The 16,541-nt window shown below is 46.3% G+C and carries 10 protein-coding genes; 4 read left to right on the forward strand and 6 right to left on the reverse strand.

Annotated features, from left to right (window positions below; translation table 11 throughout):
- Positions 1-40 precede the first annotated feature (40 nt).
- The 5 genes from BUB19_RS21290 to BUB19_RS21310 all read right to left on the reverse strand — a co-directional run bounded on the left by BUB19_RS21290 (position 41) and on the right by BUB19_RS21310 (position 8,143).
- Entirely contained in the window at positions 41-1,822 is a 1,782-nt protein-coding gene (locus BUB19_RS21290; RefSeq protein ID WP_073097601.1) for a RagB/SusD family nutrient uptake outer membrane protein, read from the reverse strand.
- 39 nt (positions 1,823-1,861) lie between these two features.
- Complete coding sequence (locus BUB19_RS21295) at positions 1,862-5,158, reverse strand: SusC/RagA family TonB-linked outer membrane protein (protein ID WP_084097530.1); 3,297 nt, start codon at positions 5,156-5,158, stop codon at positions 1,862-1,864.
- A 603-nt stretch (positions 5,159-5,761) separates the two neighbouring features.
- Entirely contained in the window at positions 5,762-6,442 is a 681-nt protein-coding gene (locus tag BUB19_RS21300; protein ID WP_084097532.1) for an SGNH/GDSL hydrolase family protein, read from the reverse strand.
- A 3-nt stretch (positions 6,443-6,445) separates the two neighbouring features.
- Positions 6,446-7,378 carry a patatin-like phospholipase family protein gene (locus BUB19_RS21305; RefSeq protein ID WP_073097605.1) on the reverse strand — a complete coding sequence of 311 codons (933 nt, stop codon included), beginning with the start codon at positions 7,376-7,378 and terminating at the stop codon, positions 6,446-6,448.
- Between the two features lie 21 nt (positions 7,379-7,399).
- On the reverse strand, positions 7,400-8,143 hold the full coding sequence (locus BUB19_RS21310; RefSeq protein WP_073097606.1) for a DUF6503 family protein: 744 nt from the start codon (positions 8,141-8,143) through the stop codon (positions 7,400-7,402).
- 455 nt (positions 8,144-8,598) lie between these two features.
- On the opposite strand from BUB19_RS21310, the gene BUB19_RS21315 reads away from it, so the two are divergent.
- The 4 genes from BUB19_RS21315 to BUB19_RS21330 all read left to right on the forward strand — a co-directional run bounded on the left by BUB19_RS21315 (position 8,599) and on the right by BUB19_RS21330 (position 15,718).
- Positions 8,599-9,957, forward strand: a complete 1,359-nt coding sequence (locus BUB19_RS21315; protein WP_073097608.1) for a NarK family nitrate/nitrite MFS transporter — start codon at positions 8,599-8,601, stop codon at positions 9,955-9,957.
- Between the two features lie 26 nt (positions 9,958-9,983).
- The gene (locus BUB19_RS21320; RefSeq protein WP_073097609.1) at positions 9,984-13,496 is read left to right on the forward strand and encodes a nitrate reductase; all 3,513 of its coding nucleotides are present in this window, start codon (positions 9,984-9,986) and stop codon (positions 13,494-13,496) included.
- Positions 13,497-13,618: 122 nt separating this feature from the next.
- Positions 13,619-15,049, forward strand: a complete 1,431-nt coding sequence (locus tag BUB19_RS21325) for a rubredoxin (protein ID WP_073097708.1) — start codon at positions 13,619-13,621, stop codon at positions 15,047-15,049.
- Between the two features lie 276 nt (positions 15,050-15,325).
- Positions 15,326-15,718 carry a DUF7009 family protein gene (locus BUB19_RS21330; RefSeq protein ID WP_073097611.1) on the forward strand — a complete coding sequence of 131 codons (393 nt, stop codon included), beginning with the start codon at positions 15,326-15,328 and terminating at the stop codon, positions 15,716-15,718.
- A gap of 18 nt (positions 15,719-15,736) precedes the next feature.
- Here BUB19_RS21330 and cobA read toward each other — a convergent pair whose 3' ends face one another.
- Positions 15,737-16,501, reverse strand: coding sequence for a uroporphyrinogen-III C-methyltransferase (cobA, locus tag BUB19_RS21335; protein WP_073097613.1), 765 nt, complete (start codon positions 16,499-16,501; stop codon positions 15,737-15,739).
- Between the last annotated feature and the right edge of the window lie 40 nt (positions 16,502-16,541).

Below are 16,541 nucleotides of genomic sequence, written 5' to 3' on the forward strand. Positions count from 1 at the left end.
AAATATTACATTTTTAATTGGGATTAGTGATACCAATCCTTTAGTAACCCGGATTTTCCACCAACGCACCGTTTGTTTCTATTCTGGCAAGTGTAATCGGATTATAATAATGCTCCGGCCGAAACAAACGCTGAACCGTTTCGCCTTGGATGGGAAGGAAATAATATTGTCCGGAATCATCGTGATAAATCACCCGGACTCCTCCCACAATCTGGCCATTCAAGGTTTCCTGAGCAGTTCTCCATCTTCTGAGATCATCCCAACGATGACCCTCATAGATCAATTCACTCGTTCTTTCTATTCTCACACGATCCCGGGTAATGGTTCCTGCATTCAAGGGTTTCAATCCAACGCGCTCACGGGTGAAGTTTAGGTACATGGCCGCATCAGCCATATTACCGAGTTCAAATTCGCTCTCCGCTACAATTAAATACATCTCACCCAATCTCAACTCTTTCCAATTGTATGCTTCCCGGTCATCGGGAACAAAAGGAATTTCGGCGACCAGTTTTTTGAGTAAAAATCCGGTTGATGGGAAAAATTGATTGGCCTGTCTCCTGCTGGCATTGCCAACAGAAGGTTTACCATTATACGAAACTCCCACTTCTGAAATAATCGCATCGGGGTTGGTTCCCCCAACGGTGGGGTCTATACCTTCATATAAATTGACCACGTTACCCGCATATAAATCCCCCTCAAAAAGGACAGTAGCATACAATCTGGGATCTTTATTTGCCCAGGGTCCATCCCCATCTGCATACAAGTTGTCCGGACCTAGTTCAGGAGTACTAAAGGTCCCATCCAAATTTTCAAAGTGATTGACAAGTTCCAAGGTAGGATTCATTTGCGAACCCTGGCCTTCAGAATAGGGAGTGGGTTGATTCTGGTGGGCGAAGGCATGGTTAATTTCTACACCATTATAAATCCGCTCAAAAATGGTTTCTGCATTTGAGTCTTCCACGCCAATGCTAAAAAAGGTTTGTACAGGATCAGCACCCTGAAGCAAGGAATAATTACCCGAATTAATTACCTGCCGGGCCGCAGCACTGGCTTTTTCATAGAATTCATTGGCCCTGGATGATGGAATACCCGTTAGCTGATTATCTGCCAGAGTTCCAAACTTTGCAATTGACGCTGACCAAAGATTTGCCCTTGCCTTGTAGGCATAGGCAGTCCAGCGGTTCACCCGCCCGGTTTGTTCGGAATTTTCGGTCAAGAGGCCGGCCGCTGCTTCCAGTTCGGAGTCTATAAAATCGGCTAATGCCTCTTCTGTACTTCTAGCCAGATATTCCTCCGGGACCTCTTCAAAGGGGTCAAGTACCACATCAACCAGGGGCACGCCCCCATAGCGCTTTTGCATTTTGAAATACGTCGCTGCCCTCAACACCCTGACCTCACCTTCCATCTGTCTTTTAAAGGCTTCGGAAAGTGCAGATGCCCGGATATTTTCTATAAAGAAATTCAATTCCCTGATATATTCATAATCCCAGAGACCTTCGCAATCTGTATTTAGATTCATCCCTCCGTGGGTACGGCAACCAGAAAAGCTACCGCCCCGCTGAGTACCCAGATCATGATGTCCCAGGGGACCGGCAAATTTATGTCCGCCTCCGGGAGTAGAGAAACTGGTGAAGGGGAACAGTGCGTACAAGTCTGCTGCGAGTGCTTCAGCAAAAGCCTCATTCTCAAATACCTGATCTGCACTAACCAGGTCCTGTGGCAGTTCATTGAGGTCGAAAACATCACCGCAGGAGTTCATAAACACCAGCAATCCCAACAGGAGTGGTGTTACTGCTTTATATATATTTTTTCTGAATATCATAACTTAGAAAATTATTTTCGTAATCGTTTTATTTTCTGTTTAGAAATCAATTTCAACTCCCACATTGACCACACGCGTCTGTGGATGGTAGTTACCGAAAAACTGTCTGGGATTTTCGTCAATCTCTGGATCCAGAAAATCAATGTCTGAGAACGTCAACAAATTGGTGCCTCCCGCATAAACTTTTACCCTTCTCAAACCAAGTCCGTCTATGAGCTCTACCGGAAGGGTATACCCCACTTGAAGCTGCTTGAGACGTAAGTACGTACCGTCAATCAAGAACATATCATAATCACTATTGAATCTTCCCGATGCCCTGGGCCACCTTGCACTGGAAGCACTTACCGCAGGAAGTCCAAATTCATTTTCAGGAATATAGGCCTCAGTGATATCTTTCTGCAGTGCCACTCCATTGGATGGGAATGGTGACTCAAACTCACTCCAGGTTAAATTCCAACCAAATCGGGAAGCACCTTGCCAGAAAGTCACAAGCTCCAGCCCTTTCCATTCGACTCGGGTTTGAAAGCCAAATGTCATCCTTGGCTGGGTACCGGAAGTAGCAATATACTGGTCCGCATCGGTGATCCTTCCGTCCCCGTTCCTGTCTATAACCCTCGCATCTCCAATCTGTATGGAGCGATTCCCATTGCCATCTATATCTGCCCAGTTATCAATTTCTTCCTGGGAAGCAAAAAGACCATCGGTTTGCAGGTAGAATACATTGACATTGTTTCTCCCACCTGTTATTACACGGCGACCAATCTCCTTTTCCCGTCGTTCGACCTCTTTGTTGATGAAATCAGGCTCATCGGTGTTGATCACAGTTTCTTCATAAATCCCGAAATTACCTCCTATGGAATAATTCCAATTGCTGTTAATCGTATTGTTATGTCGTAAACTGAGCTCTAAACCCCTGTTTTCAAACTCCTGGAAATTTTGTTGTGGCAACACTGCTCCTACTACAGGCGGCACATCCAATATCCGTTGGCCTAACACATCGAAACGATGTCTCCGGAATACATCGAAAGTACCCTCTATCATACCTCCCCAAAAGGAAGCGTCCAAACCAAAATTGACGATGTCCATTTTTTCCCAGGTAATGTTTGGATTAGGAAGCCCGTCAGTACTAATGGTCCTGCGCAGGAGGTCATCCTGAAAAATGTAAAAATTGTCAAAAGAAAAAGTGGGCAGGAATTGAAAATTCCCCGCAGCATCAAAACCCAGCCTTCCCCAGGACCCCCGAAGCTTCAGATAGGTCAGGGTATTCGATATACTGCTATTTTGCATAAATCCTTCATCGGAAATATTCCATGCGCCGGAAACAGATGGAAAGAATCCCCAGCGGGAATCCTCGGGAAATCTCATCGACCCATCGTACCTTGCGCTCACCTCCAGGGAATATTTATCGGCATAATTGTAGGCAATTCTACTAATATGTCCTACCCGCTTATTTCTATTGATCACATCGTTATTGAACTGTTGGCTCGGAGGTCCGGCACTCAATTGCGCAATTGGAAATTCATAGCCTATTCGACTGGCATCTATTCGCTCAAAATCCCGCTGGATAAATTCAAATACATACATGCTGGTAAGCGAATGATTCTCACCGAATGAATGGTCCCCGTTTAAAAAATACTGGAAATTGATGTTTTCAGTTTGACTGTTCTGCCTTTCTACCCGGGTGTCGGCATTTAGCGCACGAACAAATTCATGTGTTTCAGTATCTGGGTTATACCTGTATTCCGGAGCCCTTTTCTGAAACATCTTTTCCTGCAAACTGGTCCCCTGGTAATTAATTGTAGCTCTGGTACTCAATCCCTGCAGCAGTTGATACTCACCTCCCAGCTTGAAATCTATAAAGCTTCTATTGAACTCCTGAGATCCCCCAATGTCTGCACTTGCCAGATTCAGCGGATTGACCGTTTGTCCCTCGGGTGCTCCTCTTGGAAATTCACGGTGCCCTCCGGGTAGTTCTACAACAGAATGAAATGGGCGCCAGCGACCGCTTCGGGCAAAAATTCCTTGCCCCTGTGACCAGTCTGTTCCTTCAAAGGCGTTTCTGGGGCCATAAAAATCCTGAAGGTTATAACTCATGTCAAAATTAAAACTAAATTTTTCTGTTACATCTACGTCAAGATTCCCGCGAATATTGTATCGTTTAAACCTTGTATCTGTTTCCCCAAATACGTTGCGTTCCAGGCCGGTTTGATCGAATATATTCCCGGATATAAAATACCTGGCTCGGTCATTCCCCCCTCTGATTGATAAATCATGGGTTATCATGGGTGAAGCATCCCTTGTCACCATGTCAAACATATCCACACTGGGATAATTTTCGGGATCTGAACCATCGTTGTGCGCCCTGAACTCTGCTACAGTTTCAGGGGTCCATCGGAAACCCAATCCACGGTCCAGGTTTCTCATGTTAAACAGGGTCATGTATTCCCATGCGTCTATAACTTTAGGTACCATCGTTAAGCCCTGAAAACCGATATCACCCCGGTAGGAAAAGCGGACATCACCCGAACTTCCTCGCTTGGTGGTAACCAGCACAACACCATTTCCTGCTCTGGCTCCGTATACTGCGGCAGAAGCAGCATCCTTGAGCACATTCAATTCCTCGATGTCGTTAGGGTTCAAATTAGAAAATACTGCTTCATCGACCGGTAACCCGTCTACTATATAGAGTGGCTCTCCAAAGCCCCTGATATTGATTGCAGTCTTGTTTTGACCAGGCTGGCCATTCTGGTTTTTGATAAAAACCCCTGCCACACGTCCCTGCAAGGCTTGTCCTACTGTTGGAGTCGACACTCTTGCCATATCTTCCGGATCTGCCCTTGCAATACTGCCCGTAATACGGGACTCGATTTGCGTACCATATCCTACCACAACGACCTCATCCAGGGAGGTCTCTCCCTCTGATAACACAATCTCGAATTGGGTTTGGTTACCCACAGTAATCCTTTCTGATCTGAATCCGATAAAGGAGATAACCAAAACGGCTCCCACGTCTGCCTCAATGGAGAACTTACCATCGAGGTCGGTAACTGTTCCCTGGCTAAATCCTTCGATAATCACCGTTGCTCCGGGTATAGGCTCACCATTAGCATCTGTGACTGTTCCGGTGATGGTCGCCCTCGGAACAGGAACATTCCTTGAACTGTGGATAATCGCAAAATGAGGGTGAGGTTTGGAGGCTAAGCTTTCCTCCTTGCTGATTTCGATAGGAAGTAATTTCCCGGCAACTGCATCAATCGGCAACAACAATAAAGAAATAATGCCGATGAAAAAGCACCTAGACAACCCAAAAGTTGTCTTAAGTAATTTATTTTTCATAATTTTAAGGGTTTATTGGATGTTTTACTTCAATAAATGCCGGTCTTATGGTATGTGCCATTCCCCAATGATCATCACCATAAGGCCTGAGCCGGCTGATTTTTTATCGGCCGGCTATTTTTTTGTACTCCTGTAGATCATACTGTTATTGGTTTTTAGGTAAAGTCAATTTTTCACAAAAGCCTGCAGAAAAGGACCTGTAAAGCCATATATTTTATCATTTTTCAGTGGGTTGCGCCAGGCCAACCCTACTAGAATTTTGCTAACAAATTTTCAGCATCTGAATATTAGAAAAGAATGCATTTTATTGATATTCAAATTATTAAAATGAAACCAAACAATATTCAGATTAGATATTTTTGAATACCGTATACATTTTTATAAAAGTAAATTTATGTAATATTTTGAAAATAAATAATTTTTCAAGGGATAAATTTTACGCAAGACTGTGTGTCTGAAACCCCAGGCTAGTTAGTTTCAGAAAATAATAAGCCTTCAAAAAATAAAAAATGGCAGCAATAAAATTAAATTTTTCTAAAAATCAATCAACTTATTTTTTGTTTTGAAAAGCTGGCCGGAAATAAAAATATTTAAATTAGATTTTCAAAGAATAGCGTGCAAAAAGCCGGCGATAAAAGCGGCCTGAAGCATTCTGGTTTGTTCATCGAAATGCACGTGATCGATGTATAGATTTGTACCCAGGTTCAAAGTATACTGATGAAGGTCGATAACCGGAACGCCTTTGGAAGCAAATACTTCATCCGCTATGGCATTATAGGCAGCCAGATCTGCCGCATACCTGTAAAAGGATTTTTGATTGACATTGTGTTGTGCATCATCTACCGGAGTACTGCGCATCCAAACCAGGGGAATGCCTTTTGCTGCAAGCAGGCGGTAAATTTCCTCCAGATTTTGCCGGTAAAGTTCCTTACTGATCTGCCGCTCCCCGGTTTGGACGTTAGTCTTGATATCGTGCAGGCCGCAATTGAGCAGCAGCACATCAGGGCGGAAAGCGGGATCATCTAATTTGACCCGCAGGTAACCCAGGACCATACCCGAATCACCACCGTTGGCACCGGCTGGGTTATCCAGATCCTCCGCCGATGATCCCTCCGCTCTCTTGCGATCGTATCGGCAAAAACCGCTAAGATATTGTTTCAGGTAAGGACCATATTGCATGGAAATACTATCGCCAATGACAAACACCTGGGGCAATTTGGGTTCGCCCGCGCCCATAACAAATACCATTATAGACAAATACCCGACTAATTTGCTGATTTTCATCCTTTATACCTGTTCTTCCTGTAAACCTACTTCAATGCATTTGCACACTGGGTTTTGTTCCCTCGCGAAGCGCTTGCCCTGGCGCCACCATTTCTTCATTTGATAGGGGTCGAAGATCAGGCTATTTTCTGTCAATACTGCAGGAGGATAATAAAAATTCAGTTTGACCTTCCGCTTTTTACTCAGCAACTCTCCTATTTTGATGTCATCGCTGGAAATCTGGTCCAGCATAAAATCAAAAGCTCTGGTAGTAAGCTCCAGGGCATTTCTCACGGGTCTTTTCATTTCCCTTCCGGCCCTGGCTTTCAATACGATCACATCCACTTCGGTCGCCCCGCGATAAATGGCTTCCGATATGGGCACCAGATCCGCAAACCCTCCATCGGCGTACTCACATCCATCTTTTTCTACCAGACTCATGAAAGGTATCATATTGGATGAAGCCCAAATCCACTCACAGAAATCGTGGTAATCACAGTCCTTTAACCGTTTGTATTCCACATTGTTGGTAGAAAGGTTAGACACGGTAATGTAAATCTCAGCCGCATTTTGTCTCATTTGTTCGAAATCTGCTGGCGTAATGATTTTTTTGATCAGCTTGAAGAGCGCTTTGCTTTCCCCAAAGGTCTTCTTTCCTTTCAAAAACATCTTTATTGTACTGAAATGGTTGATCCGGGTCTTGAAGACCCCATTTGTTTTTGAGATGATAAACGGATTGGTGCTGAAAATACAGTCCTGAGTCACCGAAGTGTAGATTGCCTTGATTCTTTCAATTTCATTGATAGAAAGCAGGGGAACCAGCAGGCTACCCGTGGAGGTTCCCACAAAAATATCATATTTATAATTACACTCACGTATCAGGTATTCTGCTATGCCCCCACCAAAAGCACCTTTGCTTCCGCCTCCCGAAATAACCAACCCTCTTTTTTGCTGCATATTGAAGCTTACTTTTTAATTTTAATCGACCAACCTGACCTGCACGTTCTCCAGCAGAATTTGAGACAACAATTCCAATTCTCCCGCCTCAAATAGTTCCTGCATGGATTCTACCGGTAGTGATTCATCTTCCGGCTTGTAATTGTCATAATCCTGAAGCAATATACCCGAAACATCGTGGGTATTGGTGGCTTTTCTAAACCGGATACCTCCCCCGTCGGTATGATAGGTATATGCCAAATAATCCATTCGATGGTGCTCCTGATGGATCCAATACAAAAATTCATCTTCATGGTCTTCCCCACCACCCTTCTGCCTGAAAGTAACTTTTATAAGGTAGTAAGGTTGGTTTTCCAATTGCGTCTCTCCCAGATATTGCTTGATCACCGCTTCATCATTGAGCCCGTATGGCAAAAATGCAAAATATGCCACCGAATTGACCGAGTTGGCATAGGCATTTTCCTTGTCGGCCGGCAATGTGACTTCCCTCCCATTGACTTTTCTAACAAAACCCGAATTGTCCAGCACGTCTTCCACCATTCCGGATTCATCCCGAAAGGACCTTAGGTAGCGAAACCGTTCCGGAGATTTAAAGATCTCGTAATGCCTGTCCCTGAAATCGAAGCTGATTTCAGCACGCTGAAAACGCTCCCCTCCATGAGCTGCAATGGACAGGTCGATGATTTTCTGCGCCTCATTGTCAGAAAAACAGGAGTTTAGTATAACAAAAAGCCCAATTAATAACAGGGTTTTACATGTATTCATATATCATCGGTTTACTAATTGTAGTCTTCATAAAGGCTGCGACAGCGCAATATATCTACCGGCTGTCCGGAGTCCTACCAGACAGGTCTGCCACCCATCCTTATCAATTCATTCTAATCAGCAGTAGCTCGTTCCGACCATATCAGGGGAGCCGCTAACAATAATACATATTCTTAGATAACTATGCATCATTTTTCTATAAAACACACAAGGTATATTCCGAAGTTTGCGGCCTTTTATGAGTTATTCCGCCCCGCAATAATAGGCCTTAAGTCGCTTTTTGCCACAATCTGACCTTAACACTTACGTAATTGTAAAATTATTTACGTATTTTTTTACGTATTTTTACTTATTTTTTGAAAAATAGCCTATCTTAGCAGCTTCAATGACTGCTTTACTCAATGCTACATTAAAACCCTCAATAACCACACTTGCAACCTTAAATTATATCAAACATGCAATCCCGAAACAAAAAAGCGACCTCTATCAATTTATTTGATTTCAAAACTCCACAGATGCGGGCTTTTCACCTGTCCTGGTTTGCCTTTTTCCTCTGTTTTTTCGGATGGTTTGGCATTGCGCCGCTGATGGCCGTTGTGCGGGATGAGCTGGATCTGAGCAAATCCCAAATAGGCAATATCATCATCGCTTCGGTGGCGGTAACTGTTCTCGGCCGGCTATTTATAGGCTGGCTGGTAGACCGCATAGGTCCAAGGATTACCTACACCTATCTGCTGATATTGGGAGCTATACCGGTTATCCTTATCGGACTGAGTGATAGCTACGAAAGTTTTCTCCTGTTTCGGCTGGCAATTGGCATAATTGGCGCCTCCTTCGTGATTACACAATACCATACATCTGTGATGTTTGCGCCCAACGTAGTCGGCACCGCAAATGCCACCTCTGCCGGATGGGGCAATATGGGTGGCGGTGTCACCCAAATGCTGATGCCGCTTATTTTTGCGTTATTTCTATCGCTGGGCTTTCTGGAGGCCGAAGCCTGGAGATATGCGATGATGGTTCCAGGGTTTGCCATGATACTGACAGCCTTCGCCTATTACAAATGGACCACTGATTTTCCCGAAGGAAACATCAGGGACCTGAGTAAAAAGGACCTTGACTACAAAAGAAAGAAAAAAGCCGACAGCAAAGGCGCCTTCAGGGCCGCTGTAAGCGACCGCCGGGTATGGGCATTGTTTCTGATATACGGAGCCTGCTTCGGAATAGAACTTACCATCAACAACATCGCTGCGATCTATTACCACGATACCTTTGGGCTCGACCTTAAGACCGCTGGACTGATTGCCGGGCTATTTGGTTTGATGAACCTGTTTGCCAGAACCCTGGGAGGCTACTTCGGAGATAAAGCCGGTATCAAATGGGGGCTCAAAGGCAGAGTAGGGTTCTTAGGATTGGTTTTGCTCATTGAAGGGTTTGCCCTGATATTGTTTTCCCACATGAGCTTTTTGCCACTGGCCATAGCTACTATGATCTTATTTAGCCTATTCGTACAAATGGCGGAAGGGGCTACCTTCTCTGTAGTGCCTTTCATCAATAAGAAAGCCCTGGGCATGATATCAGGAATAGTGGGAGCCGGCGGCAATGTAGGTGCCGTAATGGCTGGATTTCTTCTGAAGATGGAAGGGCTGACCTACGGCGACGCGCTTTCCATACTCGGCCTCTCTGTGGCCGCCATTAGTTCACTATCGTTGCTGATCCGCTTTTCCAAAGAAGATGAAAAGGTAGCCCAGGTAGAACTGGAGTCCTCTCTGGCAGAGAAAGCTACCCTTCAACCAGAACTTGTCAATCAATAACAATCATTAACCAAAAGGCAGAAAAGATGGCTACGGACTGTTACAAGACTACCTGCTCTTACTGTGGTGTGGGCTGTGGAATAGAGGTGCAGAAAAACAAAAAAGGGAAAATTTCCATTCAGGGAGATCCTGGGCACCCTGTCAACAAGGGCATGTTATGTTCAAAAGGAAGGAATCTGCACTATGTAGTAGAAGACACCTCAGACCGCCTGCTTCATCCCCAAATGCGGTGGGGCAAATCCCACCCTTTGGAAAAGGTAGACTGGGATACCGCAATCGAGCGCGCGAGTGCAGTGTTCAGGTCCATCATCAAGGTCCATGGACCGGATGCAGTGGCATTCTACGTGTCTGGACAGTGTCTCACCGAAGAATATTACCTGGTCAATAAGCTGACCAAAGGCTTCTTAGGCACCAATAACATCGACACCAATTCCAGGCTTTGCATGAGCGCTGCCGTGATGGGCTACCTCCAGACATTGGGTGAGGACTGTGTACCCATCGCCTATGAAGACATTGAGTTGGCCGATTGCTTTTTTGTGGCCGGAGCAAATCCTGCCTGGTGCCATCCCATTCTGTGGCGAAGGATCGAACTACACAAGGAGGCAAACCCCGAGGTTAAAATCATCGTTGTCGACCCGCGCAGTACCCAGACGTGCTCCATAGCGGACATGCACCTCCAAATCAACCCGGGGACGGACGAAGTGCTCTATCATGCCCTGGGAAGGTGCCTGATTGAACAGGGTGACATTGACCTGAATTTCATTGCGGACCATACCGATGGTTTTGAGGCGTATAAAGTGCGTGTATTTCAGACAAGCATTCAAGAGGCTGCGCAGATCTGTGGCCTGCCCACATCGGATATCCACGCAGCCGCTTCCTGCATCGGCAATGCGCAGGGATTTTTAACACTGTGGACTATGGGGCTCAATCAAAGCGCAGACGGCGTGAACAAAAACCTGGCGCTGATAGACCTGAATCTCATTACCGGGCATATTGGAAAACCCGGATCAGGGCCCTTCAGCCTCACCGGACAACCCAATGCCATGGGCGGCCGGGAAGTGGGCGGCATGGCCACTTTGCTGGCCGCACACCGCAAACTGAATGATGCAACTGACAGGGCGAAAGTAGCCGGATATTGGGGAGTGGACGGAATTTCTGAAAAGCCCGGAAAAACCGCCACACAAATCTTTGACGGCTTGGCTGATGGGACGATCAAAGCCGTTTGGATCATCTGTACGAATCCCCTGGTGAGTATGCCAGATGCCCAGCGTATCGAAGCAGCATTGAAAAAAGCAAGATTCGTGGTGGTGCAGGATATTTCCAACAGCAATGAGAGCATTCCTTTTGCCGATCTGGTGCTCCCTGCAGCGGGATGGGGAGAAAAGGAGGGCACCATGACCAACTCGGAACGGAGAATCAGCCACCTGAGCCAATTTACCAAAGCTCCGGGAGAGGCACTCCCCGATGCTGAAATACTGATCCGATTTGCAAAGAAAATGGGATTCCATGGATTTGATTTCGACGGTATGGCTGGAGTCTACGCGGAATACTGCCAGATGACAAAGGGCACAAATATCGATATCTCCGGCCTCGATTACGATTACCTCAAACAAAATGGTACGGTTCAATGGCCTTTTCCAGATAAAAGCCAGGGTGAAACCAAGCGCCTTTTTACCGATAAAAAATTTTATACGGCCAATGGCCGGGCCCAGATAAAGGTGTCCGGGCCAAAACACTATTATGAAATGCCCTCTCCGGCATTTCCCCTTATTCTCACCACAGGAAGGGTCAGGGACCAGTGGCATACCATGACCCGAACCGGCAAAGTAAACAAGCTCAACAAACACATCCCGGGACCCTATCTGGAAATCCACCCTGAGGACGCTGCCCAAAGAGGTATATTGCAGGGGAGTACGGTATTGGTCTCAGGAAAAAGAGGTGAAGTACGCGTGCACGCCCAGATCACCGATAAAATTAAAAAAGGCTTACTCTTTCTCCCCATGCACTGGGGCAAAATCATGGGCAAAGACTTTGCGCGGGCCAACAATCTTACCGGCAACAGCATTGACCCGGTGTCCAGGCAGCCCGATTTCAAATACTCAGCGGTGCAGGTAAGCTGCTATAAAAAGCCCAGGCAAAAAGTAGTCATCATTGGGGCTGGTGCAGCCGCTTACCGCTTTATCCACTCCTACCGCGAATGCAATCAGGAAGACGAAATTCATGTTTTCTCCAGGGAAAAACATCCTTTTTACGATCGGGTATTGTTACCCGACTATATCAACCGCCACAAAGCCTGGGAGGATCTGCTAAAATTCAAATCGGTGACGGATATGGACAAATTGAACATTCACCTGTATGTAGAAAACGGCATTGAATCCATAGACCGGTCCAACAAGACGGTGACTGACGAAAAAGGAAGGGTGCACCATTACGGTACCCTCGTCATCGCCACAGGAAGCAGGGCCTTTGTGCCTGCAGATGCCCCCATGCACTTGCCCGGGGTATTTACCATGCGCAACCGGGAACATGCCGATGAACTAAAAGAATACCTGGACTACAAAGGCCATGTATTGATTGTCGGAGGGGGGTTACTGGGGCTGGAACTGGCAGCTGCACTGCGGGAGGTCAATATGGAGGTCACCATCGTCCAACTGGGTTCCCGGCTAATGGAACGACAACTAGACGCCATTGCCAGCTCCCTGCTACGTGAAAAGTTGGAGGAAATGGGGGTTAGCCTGTATATGAACAACCAGGTCTCCCATCTGGCAGCGCAGGAAGAAAGCAAGACAATCACAGCCAGCCTGAAGAGCGGACAAAGCCTGAACTGCCATGCGGTGGTCTACGCTATCGGTACCCGGCCCAATATTGAACTAGGCAAATCTGCCGGCCTTACCTGTGGCCGGGGTATTCAGGTCAATGATTACCTGCAAACCAGTGATCCCGATATTTTTGCGATGGGTGAAATAGCAGAGCACAGGGGAAAGCTCAATGGCATCACAGCAGCCGCCGAGACGCAGGCCGATGTAGCGGCGCGATTCATTACAGGTGATCTGCTCAGCATATACAAAGGCAGTATTCCGATGAATATCCTTAAATTTGCCAACCTGGATCTTTGTTCCATTGGTATACCCGAAATACCTGTCAACGCGCAGGATTACGAAGAAATCCTGCTGATAGACAGCGCTCAGACCTACTATAAAAAGTGTATTGTATTTCGGGACAGACTGGTCGGAGCCATTCTGATGGGTGACAAATCTGAATTTGCGGAATTCAAACACCTCATTGAAGAAAAAACCGAGCTTTCCGAAATCCGCCATGAACTGCTCCGCGGCAGGAGTGCCAAAAAGGAAATGATCGGAGAAATGGTCTGTTCATGTGGCAATGTGGGCAGGGGAAATATCCGCGAGGCCATAGCATCCGGCTGCAGGGAATTTCGCCAGCTATGCCAGCAAACCGGAGCAGGACTGGGATGCGGCAGTTGCAAACCGGAGGTCAGGGATCTATTAGCCGCAGCCCTGCACCCGGAAGTAGGTGCCTGATTGGAGGAGACGCACTTCGGAATATAGCATGTAAAATTCAAGGACACCGCCTTTACGGTGCATTCTCCATCCAAAAACCGGAGATGTTCCAAACAGATGTTGTACCGGTATTAATAAATAATATGGAAAAAGATGATTTAGTCAGGGTATTTGTCAAAGGGGGCATCATATCGCCCGGTGATTTTTTGAAAATGATCCAGACGGCCAGCGACCTGGGTGCCACCTACATTCACCTTGGATCCAGACAGGACGTGCTTTTTCCTTTGAAAAACAAAAACCTGGAGACCCTTGCCAATACCTTCCAGGCCATTGATACCGCCTACGATACAGATGGGGAAGAATTCCAAAACATCGTTTCCTCCTTCCCTGCGTTGGATGTGATGCCGACTACACACTGGCTTGCTTCACACACCTATCACTATATCCTGGACACCTTCGATTACCGACCCAAACTAAAAATCAATATCATTGATCCGGTGCAAAACCTCGTCCCTCTCTTTACGGGAAACATCAATTTTGTGGCCTCTGATATGGACAATTACTGGTACCTGTTCCTGCGGTTTTCTGAAATTGACGCCAAGCCCTGGAGTGCGCCGGATCTCATCTATGGTTACGATCTGTCAAAAGTCGCTAAGGCAATAGAAGATATCAAACCTGTACAATGCGGTCTGAAATACGAAGAGATTTACCGCAGGATCAAAGCCTCCCTATCTCCCAACACGCAGAAAGCCCACCATGACCTCGACTATCCGGAGGCCAATTCACCCTATTATGAGGGCATGAACCGCATCGTCGGAGGGAAATATTGGCTGGGTCTGTATTGGAGAAACAACAAATTTACCATCAATTTTCTCAAGGCCCTTTGCCAACTTTGCCTCTCCAGCAATATCGGAAAAATCTGTCTTACACCCTGGAAATCGATCATTATTAAGGGTATTGCCGAAAAGGATCGGCTGAGCTGGGAAAAATTGCTGGGAAAATTTGGCATCAATATCCGCCACAGTTCTCTGGAACTCAATTGGCATTTGCCGGTATTGGACCAGGAAGCGATGGAAATCAAAAATTATCTGGTCAGGGCCCTGGACAAACAGGACATCAGTACCTATGGCCTGAGTTTTTCGGTGAAAACCAGACACATGGCGCTCTTCACTTCTGTAGCCATAGAAAAAGCAAAGAAAAAGAAGGAAACCGATCCGGACATGTTCAACATCCTGTACTCTAAAGATTTCAACCCCAACCTTTCAGAATACTTTTACTTTGTGAAAAACGTACCTTTGGAAACCTTGCCTCCACTCCTGATTGAACTGAGCCACAAATACTATGACCAACTGGAGATTCCGAAATCGTCCGAATCAGCCGAAAACAATGAAAATCTGATTAAAAAACCGCTTAAGAAATACCAATGCTCGAGCTGTCTTACCGTTTATGATGAACAATATGGTGATCCTGCATCAGAGATATTGCCGGGAACCTCCTTCCTTACGCTTCCCGACAGCTATACCTGTCCGCTATGCGAAAATCCAAAATCAGCATTTAAGCGGATAGATCAATAGCTACCCTTAGACTCTCCGGACACCGAAACAGAAAGAAAGATCCCTTAGAATAAGCGTATTTGGAATTCGCCAAAATCAGCCTACATTAGCAGGGATTCCCCGTCCTACTGGTGTCATCCGGGCAGGCATGCGGCCATTAAAAAACAAATTAAAGACACATGAAATCGATACGATTAAAATCATCATTAAACACAGGACAATGACTATTTTAATAGTCAAAGATTCCCTGTCTGCCAAAAGGCAGGCATCTGACCATTAAAAGACAATTATAAACAGATGAAACTCAGGATCAATAACAACTCCATTCGGCTCAGGTTAACTCAGTCGGAGGTGGAACGCATCGGAAAGGGGTATTCACTTCATCAGGCGTTAAAATTGGGCGAGGATCAGGTCCTGACCTATGCACTGATACCCCGGGACAAACTCGATTCTCCCAAAGCCACCTTCCTGAACCAGCACCTCGAGGTTTACCTGCCTTCAGCGCTGGGCAAAAGCTGGGCAGGGACTGATGAAGTCAGCATCCGGCACGTTCAGCAGGAAGGAACAGACAGGGAGTGCCTGCTTTTGATCGAAAAGGATTTTCAGTGCCTGCACAAAAGACCCGGTGAAGACGAGCGGGATAATTTCCCTAATCCCAAATCTTTAGAGGATTATCAAAATGGATCATAGGCTTGTTTGATAGCTTCCTCATTGTGCACACACGGCCTGCCGCTGAATCAATTCCGTAAGCCTGCTTTCATTGACCACCTTGCCGATAACAATGATAGCAGGTGAGGAAAGTCCTGATGTTTTCCGCAAATCCATGATGTTGTGCAAATCTCCTGTTATGGATTGCTCGTCCTGCTTACTGCCATTGCTGATCATACAGATGGCTTCCTTTTCTCCCCGATACTGTTTGAATACACGGACGATATCCGGAAGTTTTTTTACGCCCATCAGAATGACTACAGTAGCCGATGACCTGGCAGCAAATTCCAGGTCTCTGGCTGTGCTATGGTCTTTCAATGTGCCGGTGACTACCCAAAAACTTTCGTTGATGCCTCTCTTTGTCAATGGAACTCCAGCCAGACCTGGCACTGAAGTGGCGCTGCTGATCCCTGGTATATAGCTGGTCGGAATACCATGCGCGGCGGCGTACTCCAATTCTTCGTGGCCCCTTCCAAATACAAAAGGATCTCCCCCTTTCAGGCGGACCACGTGACCGCAGGACCGGGCATATTGGACGATCATGCGATTGATCTCTTTCTGCTGCCGGTGATGTAGTCCGGCAGTTTTACCCACAAAGATGCGGATAGCTGTCTGCGGAGCATGATCCAGTAAGGCCTCATTGGCCAACGCATCGTAAAGAATAACATCAGCAGATGCCAGCGCTTTGATTCCTTTCAGACTGATCAATTCGGGGTCTCCAGGTCCTGCCCCCACCAGTGATAATCTTGTTTCTCCAATTTTCATATGCTTTGATTAGGTCGAATGCTGAAACAAAATTAAGTAT

This window comes from Cyclobacterium lianum (assembly GCF_900143075.1).
GTDB lineage: Bacteria > Bacteroidota > Bacteroidia > Cytophagales > Cyclobacteriaceae > Cyclobacterium > Cyclobacterium lianum.

What these genes read in the sequence shown, in the direction of transcription:
- BUB19_RS21300 (WP_084097532.1), bottom strand. Translation starts at nt 6,442, where the DNA reads ATGAAAATCAGCAAATTAGTCGGGTATTTGTCTATAATGGTATTTGTT.
- BUB19_RS21330 (WP_073097611.1), top strand. Translation starts at nt 15,326, where the DNA reads ATGAAACTCAGGATCAATAACAACTCCATTCGGCTCAGGTTAACTCAG.
- BUB19_RS21325 (WP_073097708.1), top strand. Translation starts at nt 13,619, where the DNA reads ATGGAAAAAGATGATTTAGTCAGGGTATTTGTCAAAGGGGGCATCATA.
- BUB19_RS21295 (WP_084097530.1), bottom strand. Translation starts at nt 5,158, where the DNA reads ATGAAAAATAAATTACTTAAGACAACTTTTGGGTTGTCTAGGTGCTTT.
- BUB19_RS21290 (WP_073097601.1), bottom strand. Translation starts at nt 1,822, where the DNA reads ATGATATTCAGAAAAAATATATATAAAGCAGTAACACCACTCCTGTTG.
- BUB19_RS21320 (WP_073097609.1), top strand. Translation starts at nt 9,984, where the DNA reads ATGGCTACGGACTGTTACAAGACTACCTGCTCTTACTGTGGTGTGGGC.
- cobA (WP_073097613.1), bottom strand. Translation starts at nt 16,501, where the DNA reads ATGAAAATTGGAGAAACAAGATTATCACTGGTGGGGGCAGGACCTGGA.
- BUB19_RS21305 (WP_073097605.1), bottom strand. Translation starts at nt 7,378, where the DNA reads ATGCAGCAAAAAAGAGGGTTGGTTATTTCGGGAGGCGGAAGCAAAGGT.
- BUB19_RS21310 (WP_073097606.1), bottom strand. Translation starts at nt 8,143, where the DNA reads ATGAATACATGTAAAACCCTGTTATTAATTGGGCTTTTTGTTATACTA.
- BUB19_RS21315 (WP_073097608.1), top strand. Translation starts at nt 8,599, where the DNA reads ATGCAATCCCGAAACAAAAAAGCGACCTCTATCAATTTATTTGATTTC.